At 37.8% G+C, this 18763-nt stretch carries 16 protein-coding genes and 1 other annotated feature; of the genes, 14 read left to right on the top strand and 2 right to left on the bottom strand.

What is annotated here, in order from left to right; all coding sequences use genetic code 11:
• Positions 1–283: 283 nt before the first annotated feature.
• The gene (locus tag ACIP9G_RS05360; protein WP_340823497.1) at positions 284–571 is read right to left on the bottom strand and encodes a hypothetical protein; all 288 of its coding nucleotides are present in this window, start codon (positions 569–571) and stop codon (positions 284–286) included.
• Complete coding sequence (hisA, locus tag ACIP9G_RS05355) at positions 568–1335, bottom strand: phosphoribosylformimino-5-aminoimidazole carboxamide ribotide isomerase (RefSeq protein WP_401017973.1); 768 nt, start codon at positions 1333–1335, stop codon at positions 568–570. Before hisA ends, ACIP9G_RS05360 begins: the two co-directional genes overlap by 4 nt.
• A gap of 192 nt (positions 1336–1527) precedes the next feature.
• Between hisA and recD2 the strand changes: the two genes are divergently transcribed.
• The 14 genes from recD2 (at position 1528) to ACIP9G_RS05285 (ending at position 18721) form a co-directional block, all read left to right on the top strand.
• Complete coding sequence (gene recD2 / locus ACIP9G_RS05350) at positions 1528–3972, top strand: SF1B family DNA helicase RecD2 (RefSeq protein WP_401017970.1); 2445 nt, start codon at positions 1528–1530, stop codon at positions 3970–3972.
• A 32-nt stretch (positions 3973–4004) separates the two neighbouring features.
• Complete coding sequence (locus ACIP9G_RS05345; RefSeq protein WP_401017967.1) at positions 4005–5720, top strand: polysaccharide deacetylase family protein; 1716 nt, start codon at positions 4005–4007, stop codon at positions 5718–5720.
• A 229-nt stretch (positions 5721–5949) separates the two neighbouring features.
• Entirely contained in the window at positions 5950–7380 is a 1431-nt protein-coding gene (hpaB, locus tag ACIP9G_RS05340; protein WP_401017963.1) for a 4-hydroxyphenylacetate 3-monooxygenase, oxygenase component, read from the top strand.
• A 107-nt stretch (positions 7381–7487) separates the two neighbouring features.
• Positions 7488–7705, top strand: a binding site (T-box leader).
• A 75-nt stretch (positions 7706–7780) separates the two neighbouring features.
• A complete protein-coding gene (gene alaS / locus ACIP9G_RS05335) occupies positions 7781–10441 on the top strand; it encodes an alanine--tRNA ligase (RefSeq protein ID WP_401017960.1) in 2661 nt (886 codons plus the stop codon).
• An 88-nt stretch (positions 10442–10529) separates the two neighbouring features.
• Positions 10530–10796 (top strand): IreB family regulatory phosphoprotein, encoded by a 267-nt coding sequence (locus ACIP9G_RS05330; protein WP_024363117.1) that lies wholly within the window; start codon positions 10530–10532, stop codon positions 10794–10796.
• 2 nt (positions 10797–10798) lie between these two features.
• On the top strand, positions 10799–11215 hold the full coding sequence (ruvX, locus tag ACIP9G_RS05325) for a Holliday junction resolvase RuvX (protein WP_340823504.1): 417 nt from the start codon (positions 10799–10801) through the stop codon (positions 11213–11215).
• A 17-nt stretch (positions 11216–11232) separates the two neighbouring features.
• Positions 11233–11541: a DUF1292 domain-containing protein gene (locus tag ACIP9G_RS05320; RefSeq protein ID WP_401017958.1), complete on the top strand. Its 309-nt coding sequence runs from the start codon at positions 11233–11235 to the stop codon at positions 11539–11541.
• 152 nt (positions 11542–11693) lie between these two features.
• Positions 11694–12221: a DUF1292 domain-containing protein gene (locus ACIP9G_RS05315; protein WP_401017955.1), complete on the top strand. Its 528-nt coding sequence runs from the start codon at positions 11694–11696 to the stop codon at positions 12219–12221.
• 567 nt (positions 12222–12788) lie between these two features.
• Positions 12789–13595 carry a MetQ/NlpA family ABC transporter substrate-binding protein gene (locus ACIP9G_RS05310; protein ID WP_340823507.1) on the top strand — a complete coding sequence of 269 codons (807 nt, stop codon included), beginning with the start codon at positions 12789–12791 and terminating at the stop codon, positions 13593–13595.
• A gap of 52 nt (positions 13596–13647) precedes the next feature.
• Complete coding sequence (locus tag ACIP9G_RS05305) at positions 13648–14727, top strand: methionine ABC transporter ATP-binding protein (RefSeq protein WP_401017954.1); 1080 nt, start codon at positions 13648–13650, stop codon at positions 14725–14727.
• A complete protein-coding gene (locus tag ACIP9G_RS05300; protein ID WP_340823510.1) occupies positions 14669–15322 on the top strand; it encodes a methionine ABC transporter permease in 654 nt (217 codons plus the stop codon). Before ACIP9G_RS05305 ends, ACIP9G_RS05300 begins: the two co-directional genes overlap by 59 nt.
• Positions 15323–15335: 13 nt before the next feature.
• Entirely contained in the window at positions 15336–16172 is an 837-nt protein-coding gene (locus ACIP9G_RS05295; RefSeq protein ID WP_401017950.1) for a MetQ/NlpA family ABC transporter substrate-binding protein, read from the top strand.
• 18 nt (positions 16173–16190) lie between these two features.
• Complete coding sequence (locus tag ACIP9G_RS05290) at positions 16191–17534, top strand: LLM class flavin-dependent oxidoreductase (RefSeq protein ID WP_401017948.1); 1344 nt, start codon at positions 16191–16193, stop codon at positions 17532–17534.
• Positions 17534–18721, top strand: coding sequence for an acyl-CoA dehydrogenase family protein (locus ACIP9G_RS05285; RefSeq protein ID WP_401017945.1), 1188 nt, complete (start codon positions 17534–17536; stop codon positions 18719–18721). Before ACIP9G_RS05290 ends, ACIP9G_RS05285 begins: the two co-directional genes overlap by 1 nt.
• Positions 18722–18763 lie beyond the last annotated feature (42 nt).

Raw genomic sequence — 18763 nt, 5'->3', positions numbered from 1 at the left:
ATGCAAGATGAGCTCCTTATTAGATGATAGGGCAACAAAATTAGTATTCCTTCTTTCAAGCTTAACAAAAAGAAGGGGAAAATAGAAATTTGTGCTCTACAAAAAAATGCATGCAACACACGGTAAGACACCGTTGATTCTCGTTCCAAGCGCTCCCATTCCACAGGCACGGCTTTAATTAATTGTTGTGTCTTTGTTTTTGAAGGACATTATCCGCTTCTAAAATAAAAAAATACTTCGAAAGGTATGGCCCTCGAAGTATTTTGTCTGCGTTTTTATTATTTTAAACGATAATTTTAGCATCTAAATTGTAACGCTTATTGAATTCGTCAACGAATAGTTGTAAGTCAATATAAGTACCGATATATGGTTCGGTTTCTTGATCACGAAGGAAGCCACAAGTTGCTTTTAACGATTTAGAAAACTCAAGTAACATTTGTTCGTTATCAAGTTGAATCTGTAATGATAAAGAATCATCTAACGTATTCACCTTGAAATATTTTCTATCAATAATGCGTTCTAAATTTGTCTCTTCAAATGGAAAAACAAAATCATTATATATTAGTTTCACAGTATCCCGCCTTTTTTACAATAATTCACAACTTCAACATAAGGTAAATCTCCACCAAAAATAGAAAGTGAGCTACCAATTGTGATATGAAGCTTACCATTTGAAATTGCTTTGAATTTTTCTAAGTCTTCTAAAGAACGAACTCCGCCAGCATAGGTTGTTGGAATGGATGTCCAAGCAGCTAAATCCCGTACTAAGCTTTCCTGCATACCACCTTTTTTTCCTTCTACATCGACGGCGTGAATCAGTAATTCATCACAAAATTTCTCAATATAGGCAATGGTCTTTGCATTCACTTCAAAATCACTAAACTTGGTCCATTTATCAGTTACTACAAACCATTTATTATCGCGCATTCTGCAGCTTAGGTCAATTACGAGATGTTTTTTCCCGATGGCATGAACTAGTTGCTCTAAGCGATTAATATCGAGTTTTCCATCATGAAAGATATAGGATGTTACGATAACATGCGAGGCACCCGCATCTATGTACTTTTTTGCGTTTTCTGAAGTAATGCCGCCGCCGACTTGTAGGCCTCCTGGATATGCTGCTAATGCTGCTATTGCGGCATGCTCATTTCCACTGCCAAGCATGATGACATGACCACCTACTAATTGATCCTCTGCAAACATGTTAGCATAATAGCTAGAGTCATAATCTGAAATGAAATTTTCGATAACTTCTTGATCTGTATGTCCAAGTGTGCTTCCAACAATTTGTTTCACTTTGCCATCATGTAAATCGATGCAAGGTCTAAATTCCAATAGCTTCACAATCCTTCCAAACAACAAGTTCATTGTATCTATCATAGCATGGTTAGAGTTAAATTAGCGGTAATTCGTCATTTGTCAAAATAATGTTAAAAATTTTTAGGTTTTTCTAGTTAAAACGATATTTTTTAACGTGCTGTGGTAAAATAATAAAATTGAAATATACGAGAAGGGGACGAATCGATAATGACAGAAAATCTAGATTTATTTGAGTTGAATAAGCTATTTATTCTCGGACGTCCTATTGTATCCGTTTTCCATAATACTCAAAATATGTATTCTATTGTACGTGTGAAAATTCAAGAAACTAATTTGCAATATGACGATAAGGAAATTATTGTAGTTGGTTATTTCCCGCAATTGCAAATGGACGAACAATATCGTTTTACAGGTAGTATGAGACAACATCCAAAATATGGTGTACAATTTCAAGTTGAGACGTTTACAAAGGAAGTGCCCGCAACTGAGCAAGGAATTGTTCATTACTTATCAAGTGACTTATTTGTTGGTATAGGAAAGAAAACTGCTGAAACAATTGTTGAAAAGCTTGGTGCCAATACGATCCGTCTTATATTAGAAGATCCAAATGTGCTCGATGTTGTACCTCGATTATCGGCTGAAAAAAAGGAAGTCATTCATCGCACAATTGAGCAAAATCTTGGATTAGAGCGTGTCATGATTCAATTGAATGAATGGGGATTTGGCCCGCAGCTCGGTATGAAAATTTATCAAACGTATCGTACAGAAACAATTGACTTTTTAACTGAAAATCCTTATCGCCTTATTGAAGATGTGGATGGTGTCGGCTTTTTTCGGGCAGATGAGCTTGGTGCAAAATTAGGCATTACTGGTAATCATCCTGACCGTATTAAGGCTGCAATTTTACATACTCTAAATACAGCTGCATTATCAGACGGCCATGTATTTTTAGATGCGGAGCACGTTTTACCACAAGTGAAAGATATGCTCGAGCAAAGTCAACGCCAAGAAATTCCGTATGAAGCAATCTCTAAGGCATGTATCGATATGCGTGAGGAAAATAAAATATATGGTGAAGAAACAAGGCTTTATTTGCCATCACTATATTTTTCTGAGATTGGAATTGCTTCAAAAATTATTGCGTTAACCGAACGAAATAGTCAGGCTAAGCATTTTAGTAAAGATGAAATTCGCAAGGCTATCGGGGATACGGAAGCTTTTTTAAACGTCACCTATGCAGAAACACAAGCATTTGCGATTGAACAGGCCCTTAATTCAGCTGTGATGATTTTGACGGGTGGTCCTGGTACAGGAAAAACGACTGTTGTCAGAGGTATTGTAGAAGTATATGCAAAGCTTCACGGTCTATCATTAAATCCTAAGGAATATGCGCAAAAAGAAGAGCCGTTTCCTATCATTTTATGTGCACCAACAGGACGTGCTGCTAAACGATTATCAGAGTCCACAGAGCTACCTGCTATGACAATTCACCGTTTGTTAGGTTTTACTGGCCAGGAGAAGGAAGAAGAAACCGAGCGAGAGGTTACTGGAAAACTTATAATTGTCGATGAAATGTCAATGGTTGATACATGGCTTGCCCATCAATTATTAAAATCATTACATGAGGATGTTCAAGTTGTCTTTGTAGGTGACCAGGATCAGTTACCACCAGTCGGTCCAGGACAAGTACTCAAAGATTTACTTGCCTCGCAACAAATTCCGACAGTTGAACTGACTGATGTTTATCGTCAGGCGGAAGGTTCAACGATTATTGAACTTGCCCATCAAATTAAACGTGGGACAATTCCTAATGATTTGGCGATGAAAACGTCTGATCGTTCATTTATTAAAGCATCACCAGATCAAGTGGCAAACGTCGTAACGCAAGTTGTAAAAAGTGCTGTATCGAAAGGTCAGGAAATTCGTAATATACAAGTTTTAGCACCGATGTATAAAGGGCCTGCTGGAATCGATAATTTAAATAAAATGATTCAAGACCTTGTTAATCCGAATGATACAGGCTCAAGAAAAGAGCTTATCTTTGGTGATGTAACGTATCGAATTAAGGACAAGGTGCTACAGCTTGTAAACCAGCCAGAAAGCAATGTCTTTAACGGAGATATGGGGGAAGTCATTAGTATTATTAAAGCAAAGGAAACGATTGAAAAGCAGGATTTGCTTGTCGTGTCATTTGATGGTATTGAAGTAACTTACCAACGGAGCGATCTTAATCAGTTAACCCTTGCGTATTGTTGTTCTATCCATAAATCGCAAGGCTCAGAGTTTCAAACGGTAATTATGCCAGTTGTTCGTGGCTATTCTAAAATGCTACGTCGTAATTTGTTATACACTGGAATTACGCGAGCGAAAAATTTCTTAATTTTATGTGGTGAGCCAGATGTGCTAGCTAATGGCTTACAGCGTACAGACGATTTACAACGGTTCACGTCTCTGCGAGCACGACTTAACCCAATGGATGCATCATCCAATGAGGTTATTGAAGTGAAGGAGACATCAGTGGAGAGAATTGCAGAAGAAGACCGACAAGAGGAGCCTGTGACTGTTCTACAGCTAACAGTAGATACGGTTCCATATATACATCCAATGATTGGAATGGATGGCATTTCTCCATATGATTTTATGGATGAATAAAAATTGAAAATAAGTTTTATGAGGTGAAGAAAGTGAAACGCATCGTGTTATTGCTTCTATTCATGCTGTTATTACCGTTCGTACAGAAGGTACATGCCAGTAATGTCGTTATTCAAGTGAATGAGGAAGCAACTGTCTTTGATAATCGTTCAGGCTCACTTGAACAAGTAGGAACATTATCTGGAGGACAAACTTTTGAAGTGACAAAAGATTATGGGGCAAATTGGTGGCAAATTCGTTGGGGCGGTAGTTATGGTTATGTCGATAAACGATATACAACCGTTGTTCCATCCACAACATATAAAAATACTGTTCCTTCAGTTGCGAAAATAAAAGATTATATTGTAGCAACAAAGGTAACGCCTATATATGATAATACAAGTAATAAGTTGGTGCAATTTGCAACATTGTCGGAAGGTGTTCGCTTCCCTATTTATAGTAGAATGGGCAGTTGGTACGGAATTGCTGTGAACGGACGACTTGGTTATGTACATAGTAATTTTGTTAAAGAAGAAAAAGGACAAGAGACAGATACATCAACAAAGCCGACTGAAAAGCCAACTCCAACTCCAAACCCAACTCCAAACCCAACACCGACACTGCCAAGTAAGCAAAATGGCTATATTGAAGCATTAGAAAACATTGTGCTTTATGACCTTCGTAGAGAACAACCAATGTCTATAGCGACGCTTTTAAAAGGTCAGCAATTGGAAGTTGCAGGTGTAGGAGATGAAACGTATGTCCAAGTTCGTTGGGGCAAGACGTTTGTCTATGCTGAAAAATCGAAAGTGAAGTTTGTGAATACGCCAACTTATAAAAATATTGGTAAGGATAATGCAGTATTAAATCAACATTTCATTCCAATATCAGGAAATAGTGAAATTTATGATCGAACAGCTAACAAATTAATGCCATTTGCAAAGCTTGATACTAATCGACGTTATCCTATATTACGAAAAGAAGCCAATTGGTATGTAACGACAATTGGTGGACGTGAAGGCTATATTCACAGTTCTAAGGTAGCTTTAGATCGTGGTGTTCCTGTTATGATGTATCATCATTTATTGAAGGTGCATGAGCTTGGGCGCTTTAAAAATGTAAGTACTACAATGACAGATACTCAATTCGCTAATGAAATGAAGTATTTGAAAGATAAAAAATTTGAAACGGTTAGCGCTGATGATTTATTACGTTTTATGCGTAACGAAATTACATTGCCTGCGTATTCTATCGTCTTAACATTTGATGATGGTTTATTATCAACAAGGGAATATGCTTATCCGATATTAAAAAAACATGGTTTTCAAGCAACGCAATTTTTAATTACGTATCGAAATGAATATTCTCCCGCAGAGCAACTATTTAATTATAATGATTTACAAGCACTTTCAAGACAAGATATGGAGCTTATGCAAGATGTCTTTACGTATGAGTCTCATACTTACAATTTACATGATATGATCGGGAATAAAGGAAAAATGCTGCTGATACCATATCATGAAGTTGTACAAGATTTAAAGCGTAGTTTAACAATAATTCCGGGGGCAAAAGCATTTGCTTATCCATTTGGTCAATATAATACCAATACAATTTATGCTGTAAAAGAAGCAGGTTTTGCAATGGCCTTTTCAACAAAGCCTGGTTACAACAATCCGTATGATGATGTTTACCAAATTAAACGTTTATACAGCGATCAACAAACATCCTTCTCGCAGTTTAAAAAAATGGTCTCACCATATGCACAATAGCAGAGGAAGGCTTCTAATTGCCTTCTTCGACTAGACAAAACAAACCCGTATCTTCCATGAAGATGCGGGTTTATTTTGTAGGGGCTTACTCAATTTATTTTTTTATGTGCAAACAAAAATAGCACCGTTTGAGCGTTTATCATACAGATAAGATGCGAGGAACGATTTAGCCTAATAGGTCATATAATACATGAGAATTAAAACATAGGTCCATATTAGGGGTGAATGTATGCCAGCAATTACAGGCCAGCAATATATTAAACGCATTGACGCATTGCAAACATATATATCGATAGATGGGGAAGTCGTGATGGGAAATGTTTCCGAACATCCGGCATTTAAAGGTGTTATACAAAGTCAGGCTAAACTTTTTGATTTGCAGCATGATGAAAATTTACATGATAGTATGACTTATCTGTCACCTACGAGTAACCAGCGGGTCGGGATGTCTTATTTACAAGTGACAAAGGACGAAGATTTGGTGAAAAGACGTCAAGCTGCTCGAGAGTGGGCTTTATCTAATCATGGATTTATGGGAAGAAGTCCTGATTATATGAACACTACTTTAATGGCATTGGCTTCAGCAGCCGAATACTTAAAAGATAAGCCGAATTGTTTTCCAGATCATCTGCTGAATTATTATGAATATGCACGTGAAAATGATTTAACGATGACACATACGTTTATCGAGCCTCAAGTAAACCGTCATAGTTTTCATTATGAAGATGATGAGGTCATCATTGCGGCTAAAATTGTAGGGAAAACGAGCGAAGGTTTGGTCATTAAAGGGGCAAGATTGCTTGCAACACAGGGTGGCATTACTGATGAGCTCCTTGTTTTATCAACGAATGGTATTGATAAGGAAAAAGGATTTGGTTTCTCCATACCTAGTAATACTAAAGGATTGAAATTTTTATGTAGACAGTCTTTTGTTGGCGGTGAATCCACGTTCGATTATCCACTAAGCGCTCGATTTGAGGAAATGGATGCGATTGTTGTATTTGACGATGTCGTAGTACCGTGGGATCGCGTATTTTATTATGAAAATACAGAAGTTGCGAATAGTTTCATGAATGTGAGTGGCTTCCAAGCATATTCTTTACATCAAGTATTGTCTCGCCAAATTGCTAAAACTGAATTTGTTTTAGGCGTAGTACAATCCATTGTTGATACGATTAATATCGGTAGTTATCAGCATGTGCAACAAAAAGTAGTTGAAATCATTGTAACGCTAGAAACAATGAAGGCTTTATTACTTAAATCAGAAATAGAAGCAAAAAGGGATGTTTTTGGCTTTATAAGACCAGATTTACCAACATTGCAAGTTGCCATTCAAGTTTTCCCAAAAGTCTATCCAACCTTTACGGAAATAATCCAATTACTTGGTGCAAGTGGATTAATGTCTATTCCAAGTGAAAAAGCATTTGCCGCAGATAATGGGGACTTAGAGCATTATTTACAGTCATTTAGAGATGGTGGAGAGGACCGTGTGAAAAAATTCCGCCTAGCGTGGGATTTAACGATGAGTACTTTTGGCACAAGGCAAACACTTTATGAGCGATATTTCTTTGGAGATCCTGTTCGCTTATCGAGCTTGCTCTACCAAACTTATAATCGCGAGCCATTTATGCAAAGAGTAGAAAATTTCTTAAAAAAATAACTTTCAAGAAACGACTTATGTTTGAAGAATTCGATAATTTTGTATAGAATAGAAATGCAATGATTGACAGAAGAACATAATTTTTTTATAATGTGCGTTAGAAAATAGAAAAAACGATGATGGAAAAAGTACGTATTTGTGCGTGTGAAGAAAGGGATTTCTAGGCTGAAAAAATCCTCACGTTAACAAGTGCCGAAAGCTACTCCAGAGTGCAGCTAATCCCTGCCGTTCACTTACGTTACAAGTGCTAAAGAGGTAAGTATGTATATTATGCTTACAACTAGGGTGGTACCGCGAGACAATACACAAAGTCCTCGTCCCTTTTTGGGATGAGGGCTTTTTTATGCGTACAAGCGGATTCATATCGTAATTTTACACAATTTGAGGAGGAACTTTTCATATGAAAGCAGCAGAAATTCGCCGTTTGTATTTAGAATTCTTTAAAGAAAAAGGACATCATCATGAACCATCAGCACCACTTGTGCCAATTAATGACCCTTCATTACTTTGGATTAACTCAGGTGTTGCTACATTAAAACCTTATTTTGACGGTCGTATTATTCCTGATAATCCACGTATTACAAATGCACAAAAATCAATTCGTACGAACGATATTGAAAATGTAGGGAAGACTGCACGTCACCATACATTCTTTGAAATGCTAGGGAACTTTTCTATTGGCGATTACTTCAAAAAAGAGGCAATTCATTATGCATGGGAATTTTTAACGGACAAAAAGTGGATGGGCTTTGACCCTGAACTTTTATCGATTACAATACATCCAGAAGACCAAGAAGCATATGATGTTTGGCATAACGAAATTGGCATTCCTGAAGAACGCTTAATTCGTTTAGAAGGAAACTTCTGGGATATCGGTGAAGGTCCATCTGGTCCAAACTCAGAAATTTTCTACGACCGAGGAGAAGAATATGGTTCAGATCAAAATGATCCAGAAATGTATCCTGGTGGTGAAAACGAGCGTTATTTAGAAGTTTGGAACTTAGTGTTCTCTCAATTTAACCACAATCCAGACGGCACTTATACACCATTACCAAAGCAAAATATTGATACAGGGATGGGTCTAGAACGTATTGTTTCGGTTGTGCAAAATGTACCGACGAACTTTGATACAGATTTATTCATGCCAATCATTGAAAAAATTGAACAGTTTGCAAATCGAAAATACAAACGTCCAGGTGAAGTTGCATTAAGCGAAATCTTCGGCTCAGAAGAAGACATTAATACGCCTTTCAAGGTGATTGCAGACCATATCCGTACTGTAGCATTTGCTATCGGTGACGGTGCACTTCCTTCAAATGAAGGCCGTGGGTACGTATTACGTCGTTTACTACGTCGTGCAGTGCGTTACGCTAAGCAAATTGGTATTGAAAAACCATTCATGTTTGAATTAGTACCTACAGTTGGCGAAATTATGGTTGATTTCTACCCAGAAGTTACGGAGAAATGCGAATTTATCCAACGTGTTATTAAAAACGAGGAAATTCGTTTCCATGAAACATTAGATGGCGGTCTTACGATCTTTAACGAGGTTGTGGAAGCTCAAAAAGCAGCAGGTCATGATTATATACCTGGAGCAGATGCATTCCGTCTTTATGACACGTACGGCTTCCCAATTGAATTAACAGAAGAATATGCGGAAGAAGTAGGCATGAAGGTAGATCACGAAGGATTTGAAGTTGCAATGAACGAGCAACGTGAGCGTGCGCGTGCTGCTCGCCAGGATGTTGATTCAATGCAAGTACAAAATGAAGTTCTAGCAAACTTAACAGTAGCAAGTGAATTTGTTGGGTATGATACATTATCGGTTGAAACTGAAATTGCAGCGATGATTGTTAATGGACAAGTAACTAAAGTAGCTTCAGAAGGTCAAGAAGCGCTAGTTGTATTAGCAAAAACACCATTCTATGCTGAAATGGGTGGACAAATTGCGGATAGCGGTGTAATTGCTAATGATGGCTTTACAGCAATCGTTAAGGATGTTCAAAAAGCACCAAATGGACAACCGTTACACACGGTTCTTGTGGAATCAGGCGAAATGCATGTTGAAGATGCGGTAAAAGCGGTTGTTAATCGTGAGGAACGTAATCTAATCATTAAAAACCATACAGCAACGCACATTATGCAACGTGCATTAAAAGATATATTAGGTGATCATGTGAACCAAGCAGGATCATATGTTGGTCCAGATCGTTTGCGTTTTGACTTCTCTCACTTCGGTCAAGTAACAAAAGAAGAATTACAACAAATTGAACGTATCGTTAACGAAAAAGTGTGGGAAGATATTGAAGTCGTGATTGAAGAAAAAGCGATTGATGAAGCGAGAGCAATGGGAGCAATGGCATTATTCGGAGAGAAATACGGTGATATCGTTCGCGTCGTATCGATTGGTGATTATTCAATCGAACTTTGCGGTGGTATACATGTAAAACGTTCTTCTGAAATAGGCTTCTTTAAAATTGTTTCAGAAGGTGGTATTGGCGCGGGAACTCGTCGTATCGAGGCTGTAACTGGTAAAGTGGCATATGAGGCAGTCAAAGAAGAAGAGGCGCTTTTAAATGATGCAGCAGCACTTTTAAAAGCAAATCCGAAAGATATTGTGACAAAAGTCCATGCATTACAAGCAGACTACAAAGAATTACAACGTGAAAATGAAGGGTTGTCACAAAAAATTGCGAATGCTCAAGCAGGCGCTATCGTAGATGCAGCACAAACTTTTGGTGATGTAACAGTACTTTCAACTAAAGTGGAAGCAAAAGACAACAACCAATTGCGTCAAATGATGGATGACTTAAAAGGTAAAATGACGAAAGCTGTTGTTGTATTAGGTGCTGTTGATGGCGATAAAGTGATGTTATGTGCAGGTGTCACGAAAGATTTAGTTGGTGGCAATTACCATGCAGGAAATATTGTGAAAATGGTTGCGGAAGCTTGTGGCGGTAAAGGTGGCGGTCGTCCAGATATGGCGATGGCAGGTGCAAAAGATGCATCAAAACTTGATGAAGCGCTACTTTCTGTGTATGATTACGTTAAATCCATTTAATTAATACGTCAAATCGGTTATAATAAAGAGAAATCGGAGATGAGCTTCTTTTGCACATCTCCTTATTTCTGAAAGCGAGGTGCTGGTCATGAGTTCATTTGATCAAACGATGAAATTTAATTTTCCAGAAGAATCAATGGAACAGGAAGTCAAGCAGGTAATGTTGAAAGTACATTCTTCATTAGAGGAAAAGGGATATAATCCTATCAATCAGATTGTCGGTTACTTACTTTCTGGTGATCCGGCGTATATTCCTCGCCATCAGGATGCTCGTAATTTAATTCGCAAGCTAGAGCGTGACGAAATTCTAGAAGAGCTTGTTAAATTTTATATCAAAAAGAATAACGAGGGCTAGAAATGAGAATTATGGGATTGGACGTTGGGTCGAAAACAGTAGGTGTTGCAATTAGCGACGCACTTGGCTGGACGGCCCAAGGTATTGAAACCGTAAAAATTGATGAAGCAAATGGCGAATTCGGCATCGACCGTATTGCTGAGCTAGTGAAGGAATATACTATTACTGAATTTGTTGTAGGGTTCCCGAAAAACATGAATAATACGGTAGGACCGCGTGGTGAAGCTTCTGAAAACTATAAAAAGTTATTAGAAGATACATTTTCACTGCCGGTTAAACTTTGGGATGAGCGTTTAACGACGATGGCTGCCGAGCGCATGCTAATCGAAGCGGACGTAAGTCGCAAAAAACGCAAGCAAGTCATTGATAAAATGGCGGCTGTGATGATTTTACAAGGCTATTTAGATAGCAAAAACTAATTAATGAGGTGGCAAACATGGCACACGAGCATAACCATGAAGAAGAATTACACGTACAACACATTACAGTGATTGACGAAAGCGGAAACGAGCAGCTTTGCGAAGTGATTCACGTACACGAGTCTCCTGAGTTCGGCAAATCTTACGTATTTTACTCAATGGTAGGCGCTGAAGAAGATGAAGATGGCTCTGTAGAAATCTTCGTATCTTCATTTGTACCATCTGAAAACGGTGAAGATGGCGAATTAACACCGATTGAAACAGAAGCAGAGTGGGACATGGTAGAAGACGTTTTAAACGCTTTAGAGGACGAAGACGAAGAATAATTGTTTTCATTTTAGAGTGTAGGGAACAAGGATGGCACAAGCGGTCCTTGTTCTTTTTTTACGCCATCAACTTGTTGTTCCGAAGAAGTGGTAGTAATGATAGAGCAAATAGAAACTTAGACAATAAGTAATTTTTGTAAGGAGGAATAAAAATGAACGAGGAAACACAAGAATTCATAATAATAGGTGACAATGGCAAAGAGCAAACATGCCGTGTTGTTTTTACATTTGATGCAGAGGAAAAATCGTATGTACTGTTTTCCCTAATCGATGAAAATGGGCAGGAAATTCCTGGTGATATTTCAGCTATGACATTCGATTATGATGATAACAACGGAGAAATGACCAATTTACAACCTGTGGAAACAGAAGCAGAATGGGAAATGATTAATGAAGTTGTATTAACGCTTCTTGATGAATTCCAAGAAGAGCCACAGCTTATTACGGTAACGAATGAAGATGGTACGGATCAAGTGTGCGAGGTGATTCATACATTCGCCTCAGACCAATTTGGTAAATCTTACGTGCTATATGTAGCTGTCTCAGATGAGCCAATGGAGGAGCGAGATATTTTCGCTGCGCAGTATGTACCTGGAGCAGATGGATCGATTGAGGATTTATTACCTATCGAAACGGATGAAGAATGGGAATTTGTAGAAGATGTTTTAAATGATTTATAAAAAGAACGAACGATAGTTAAAAGTCAAAGCATACTCGAAGTACGACTTCGAGTATGCTTTTTTACTGTCTTTACAAAGTGCCAGGCACGCAAACAATTCACTAGTCAACGAAGACCCCTATGGCTTACGTCGTGCGCTATCTGCGATACTAGAGTTTTATCAGCGATTAGTGTTTCGGTTTATAATATGCCTGCGGAAATCGAAGTTGATTTTACGATTTGAAAGCTTGATTAGTATACAACGGTTGGTCTAATAGAAAATTTCTATATGAACCTTAAAAGTATTCTATCTGATGATGACTATTTTGCATTTTAGAGAAGAAATAGCGATTTAAGTACGTAAATAAGGGAAAACACTTTGTGGGAAATGGTTTATTCAAAGATATGTGGAAAAAATAAGAAAAAAAGGCATTGACCAATCACTAGTAAACAGATAAGATTTGTTGTAATAAAAATAGAAAATTTCAAATACTTTAATTTTTAAAGAGCACAATTCAATTGCAAATGAAATTCTCTGTTTTTATTGCTTATAAAACCAAGTAAATTAATAAATTAAGGAAGATATGATATGAAAAAAATATGGTTATTGCTTATCAGCACATTATTTATTGTATTAGCAGGCTGTACAGATTCAGGGCAGGCAAAAAAAGACGAAACAGTGACATTAAAAGTAGGAGCAGCGAGTGTACCACATGCGGAAGTTTTAGAGTATTTAGCAGATGATCTTGCAAAAGATGGTGTGAAACTAAATATTTCAATATTAAAAGATGCAGTACAAACTAATCAACAAACAGCAGATGGTGAACTTGATTTCAATTATTTTCAGCATATCCCTTTTTTAGAACAGACGAACAAAGAAAGTAATTTAGATTTAGTAAGTGTCAAAGGAATTCATATAGAGCCATTTGGTGTTTATTCAAAAACGATTAACGATATTAAAGACTTACCACAAAATGCAAAAGTAGCTGTACCAAATGACGTTGTCAATTTTTCGCGTGCACTATTATTGTTTAAAAATAATCACCTTATCGAATTAGACGATGCAAAGAAAAATGATTACACAGTTGAGGATATTACAAAAAATGAAAAGAACATTCAATTTATCGGTGTCGATTCATTGCTGTTAGTTCGCTCCTTAGATGATGTAGATGCATCTGCTATCAATACGAACTACGCTTTAGAAGGTGGCTATAACCCACTTGAGGATGCACTCATTATGGAAGGATCAGATTCTCCATATGTCAATATTATCGCAACGACGAAAGAAAAACAGGAAGATGCTGCTATTCAAAAAGTTGTGAAATGGCTGACTAGTGAAAAGGCTCGTAAGTTTTTTGAAGACCAATATAAGGGAGCTGTCGTACCAGTATTTTAGTTTTTAAAGTGAATTTTAATAGCTCGAACTTAAGTGAATAGGGGGTAAGTGGATGATTGAATTTATTGATACGACGAAGGAATTCCATGTTGGGCAATCGACTGTAAAGGCGTTAGATCACATTAATTTAACTGTTCAAAAAGGAGATATTTTTGGCGTGATTGGGTTTAGTGGTGCTGGAAAAAGTACTTTAATTCGGACTGTGAATTTACTAGAGGAGCCGACATCTGGCCAAGTACTTGTGAATGGGAAAAATTTGACAAAATTAAGCAAAAGACAATTACGTGAGGAAAAGAAAAATATCGGCATGATTTTTCAACACTTCAATCTTCTTCATTCAAAAACGGTTTTCGATAATGTGGCGATGCCGTTAGTGTTAAGTGGGGCTAAAAAATCGAAAATATCAGCGCAAGTTCAAGAGGTCTTAACTTTTGTCGGCTTAGAAGATAAGGCGCACCGTTATATTGATGAATTATCAGGTGGACAAAAGCAACGAGTAGGTATTGCGAGAGCTCTAATAACAAAGCCAACGATTCTATTATGTGATGAGGCGACTTCTGCTCTTGATCCGCAAACGACAAAATCAATATTAGCGTTACTAAAGCGTGTCAATATCGAGTATGGCATTACGATTTTAATGATTACACATGAAATGGAAGTCATTCGTGATATTTGTAATCGAGTAGCAGTAATGGAAAACGGGAAAATTATTGAAGAAGACAATGTATTACACATTTTTTCTGCACCAAAGGAAGAAACGACGAAAAACTTTGTGCAATCTGTTGTGCGAAACGAAATTCCTCAATCTATTTACGATCAACTCAAGGTAATCGATGGAACGAAGCGTATTTATAATATCAAGTTTATCGGGGTGGATGTAGGCCAGCCCGTTGTATCACAAGTAGCTAAAAAATTCGCTGTCGATGTTAATGTTTTATTCGGCAATATTACGGAGCTTCAAGGCATACCATTCGGACATTTAATTGTAGAGCTAGTTGGTACAGCAACTGAAATTCAGAAGGCATTTTTATATATTCAAAGCAAAAATATTCATATAGAGGAGGTTGTTGCACATGAAGGTGAGCACGCAAATTATTATCGACGCAGTGCTGGATACGCTGTACATGGTTAGTATTTCATTATTTTTTGGCGCTATTTTAGGATTTATATTAGGTGTTGTTTTAGTTGTTACACGAAAAGGGCACATTCTTGAAAGTAATATCATCTTCTCGATTGTAAATCCGATTGTAAATACATTTCGATCCATTCCGTTCATTATTTTATTAGTTGCCATCATTCCATTTACACGTTTACTTGTTGGAACAGCTATTGGCACAACAGCTGCTATCGTTCCGTTAGTCTTGCATATTGGACCATATATTTCAAGATTAATTGAAAACTCTCTTCTTGAAGTAGATGAAGGCATTATTGAAGCTGCCAAAGCAATGGGGGCTTCTCCATTTCAAATTATTCATAAGTTTTTACTACCTGAAGCCTTCCCATCATTAATTTTAAGTGTTACGACAGCAACAATTGGACTGATTGGTGCAACGGCAATGGCAGGTGCAGTAGGTGGAGGCGGTCTTGGGGATGTAGCCATTACTTACGGCTATCAACGTTTTGATAATGTTACCATTTTAGTAACAGTCGTTATTTTAGTAATACTTGTTCAAATTATCCAGAGTATCGGCAATACGATAGAAAGAAAGTTAAGAAGAGTAGCATAAAGGAGAGCTGGCCATGAAGAAAATACATTATCTAATAGGACTCATTTCATTATTATTTTTACTTGTAGCATGTTCAAAATCAGAAGGAAAAGATGTTGTGAAGGTCGGCATTCGTAGTTCGGAAATAAAGACGTGGGAATATATTAAAGAGCAAGCTGCAAAGGAAGATATCCAATTAGAACTTGTGACATTTTCGGCACAATATGATCCCAATCAAGCATTGGCAGAGGGAGAAGTTGATATCAATGCCTTTCAGCACGTTGCTTACTTAAATTTGTTTAATACGAATAACGGTACAGATTTACAGGCGATTGGTACAACGATTATGGCGCCTATTGGTCTTTATTCGAACAAATACAATCGAATAGAAGATATAAAAGATGGTGCTAAAATCGCTGTGCCAAATGATCCTTCCAACTGGGGGCGAGCATTGTTACTTTTGCAAGAATATGACCTGTTAACGGTCACGGATAATTTTGATGGCAGTGGTGGAGAAGACCGAATAAAAGATAACCCTAAAAATTTAACGATTGTGCCTGTGGATGGAGCGACGACTCCTCGTGTAATGGAAGACACTGATTTTGCGGTTATTAATAACGGGGTTGCTGTCGAAGCAGGCTTACTTTTAAAGGACGCCATTGTTCATGAAAATGAAACAGCGAAGCCTTTTATCAATGTTATTGTGGCAAAGCCCGAAGACAAGGACAAAGACATATTGAAAGCAATTGTTGAAATATATCAGCGTAAAGAAACGGCAGATTTTGTCTCTGAGGTTTCCAAAGGTAACTATATTCCTGTCAAGATGTCAATGGATGAATTAGCAACATGGAAAGCATTTTACTCATATTAAAAGGAGAGATGATGAAAAATGACAGAGAAAAAACAATTGAAGCTTGCTTTATATTTAATTGGGGCAGGAATGCATGTTGCAGCATGGAAGCATCCTTTAGCGCAGGTCGATGCAAGCATCGATATAAAGGCTTTACAGAAAGCAGCACAGCTTGCCGAAAAAGGGAAGTTTGATATTGCCTTCGTTGCGGATAGCTTAGCAATTAATCACGATTCCCACCCACATATTTTAAATCGATTTGACCCATTAATCCAAATTACAGCGCTGGCAGCGGCAACGTCAAAAATAGGCCTTGGTGCAACAGCCTCAACTACTTATAGTGAGCCGTATGTGTTAGCAAGACAATTAATGTCCATCGATCATATAAGTAATGGACGTGTCGCATGGAACTTAGTAACAACGGCAGACGCAACAGGTGAAACAGCTCTAAACTTTAGTCGTGATAAACATTGGGAGCACGATCATCGCTACGAGCGTGCGGAAGAATTTATTGACGTCGTCCAGTCGTTATGGGATTCGTGGGAGGATGACGCATTTATCTATGATCGCGAAAACAATATTTTTTATGACCAACAAAAAGTTCATGAAACAGCATTCAAAGGTAAATATTTATCTGTGAAGGGTCCGTTAAACATTGCGCGTTCAATACAAGGGCAGCCTGTCATAGTTGAGGCAGGAGCATCTAAGCCAGGGCAAAAATTAGCTGCACGGACAGCTGAAGTTGTTTTTGTGCACTGGGATGATATCGAAAAATCAAAGGTGCATTATCGCGATTTAAAGGCACAACTAGTGCCATTTGGTCGCACTGAGGACGAATTGCTTGTTTTACAAGGCATATCTCCAATTGTTGGTGAAACAGAAGAAGAGGCAATACGTAAATATAATGAGTTACAATCCTTAGTAGATCCGTATGAGAGCTTGAAGTTTGTTTCAGGTTATATGGGCAATGTTGATTTTTCGAAGTATGCACTTGATACACCTGCGATTGAAGTTGATTTTCCAGTCGTTAACAGTATACAAAGTCATTTTGATGAGCATTTAGATATTATTAAAAAAGAAAATTTAAAAGTCGGCGATTTATATGCCCGTCTTTTTGGTCCAGCAAGACGTGATGCTTTTGTTGGAACAGCCGTGCAAATTGCTGATGAGATGGAACGTTGGTTAACGGAGAAGGCAGCGGATGGATTTATGCTTCAATTCCCGTTGTTACCGCGTGATTTAGAAAGCTTTGTGGAAAAAGTGGTACCAATTTTGCAGGAACGTGGAATCTATCGTGAAGATTATACGGGATCAACATTACGTGAGCATTTAGGGTTGAAAAAACCACAAAATCGATTTGTCAAAAGTAAGGTGATCCAGTGATGAGTGATATATTTATTCGAAATGAGCGAGAGCAACACCTTGTTCAATATGCGCGCAAACTTGCTGAACAAATTGAAGAAACGGCTGCTGTTTATGATGAAAGTGGTGCGTTTCCATTCGAACATTTTAAAATTTTAGAGGATGCAGGTTATTTCCGATTGACTGTACCTAAGAAATACGGTGGGGATGAAATCTCACTCTATGAAATGCTATTAGTGCAAGAACAGCTTGCTAAAGGAGATGGGTCAACTGCTTTAGCCGTTGGTTGGCATTTGTTAACCTTTTTAAATGTCCGAGAGGCAAAGGCGTGGCCTGAGCATGTATTTGCAGAATTGAGTCGTAAGGCAGTAGAGGAAGGATCGCTATTAAATATTATTAATAGTGAACGAGGAAAGGGCAATATTTCACGTGGTAGTATGCCAGGAACGACAGCTAAAAAGGTTTCGGGGGGGTATATTATTTCTGGTGAAAAGGCGTTTGCTTCATTAGCGCCAATTTTAAAGCAATTTACTATTATCGCCTATGTAGAAGATGAAAATGTAACTGCTGAATTTCTCATTGAGAAAAATGAACAAGTAGAAGTTGTTAATACATGGGATGCTATGGGCATGCGTGCGACAGGCAGTCATGATATTATATTTCATGATACCTTTGTACAGGATGACGCATTATTATATCGTCATCGTCCGAATGAAGTAAATCGGTTTTTAGCAGATGGGCGGGTTTATTCGTTAGAAATTCCTGCTGTATATTTAGGGATTGCAGGAGCAGCTAGAGATTATGTAATCGAATTTGCGAAAAATACGTATTCCTATAGTTTGGAAAATACGATCGCCCATGCTAGTCATGTGCAACAAAAGATTGGGGAAATAGAGGTGTTGTATCAAACAGCACGCAGAACACTATATAGCATTGCTGCACAAGTAGAACAGCAACCGGCATTGAAGGAGCAACTAGCGCCTGATGTTAGTATAGCTAAGTATGTTATTTGCCATCATGCCATTGACATTGTGACAAAGGCGATGCAAATCGTTGGTGGTCGCAGTTTGTCGAAATCTAATAAATTGCAACGTCTATTTCGAGACGTCCAATGTAGCCGCTTTAATCCACCAGCTGATGATGTGGTCATTTCTCAGTTAGCACAAGGCTTGTTAGTAGAAGAAAAGCAAGGAGCCTTGCAATTATAAAGTATCAAATCTGCTAAAGAATGTGTTAGCAGATTTTTTTAT

It is taken from the genome of Lysinibacillus sp. NPDC093197 (genome assembly GCF_044754025.1).
Classification (GTDB): domain Bacteria; phylum Bacillota; class Bacilli; order Bacillales_A; family Planococcaceae; genus Lysinibacillus.
The sequence above is the reverse complement of the archived record's forward strand: the minus strand, read 5'-3'. Positions and strand labels throughout refer to the sequence as shown.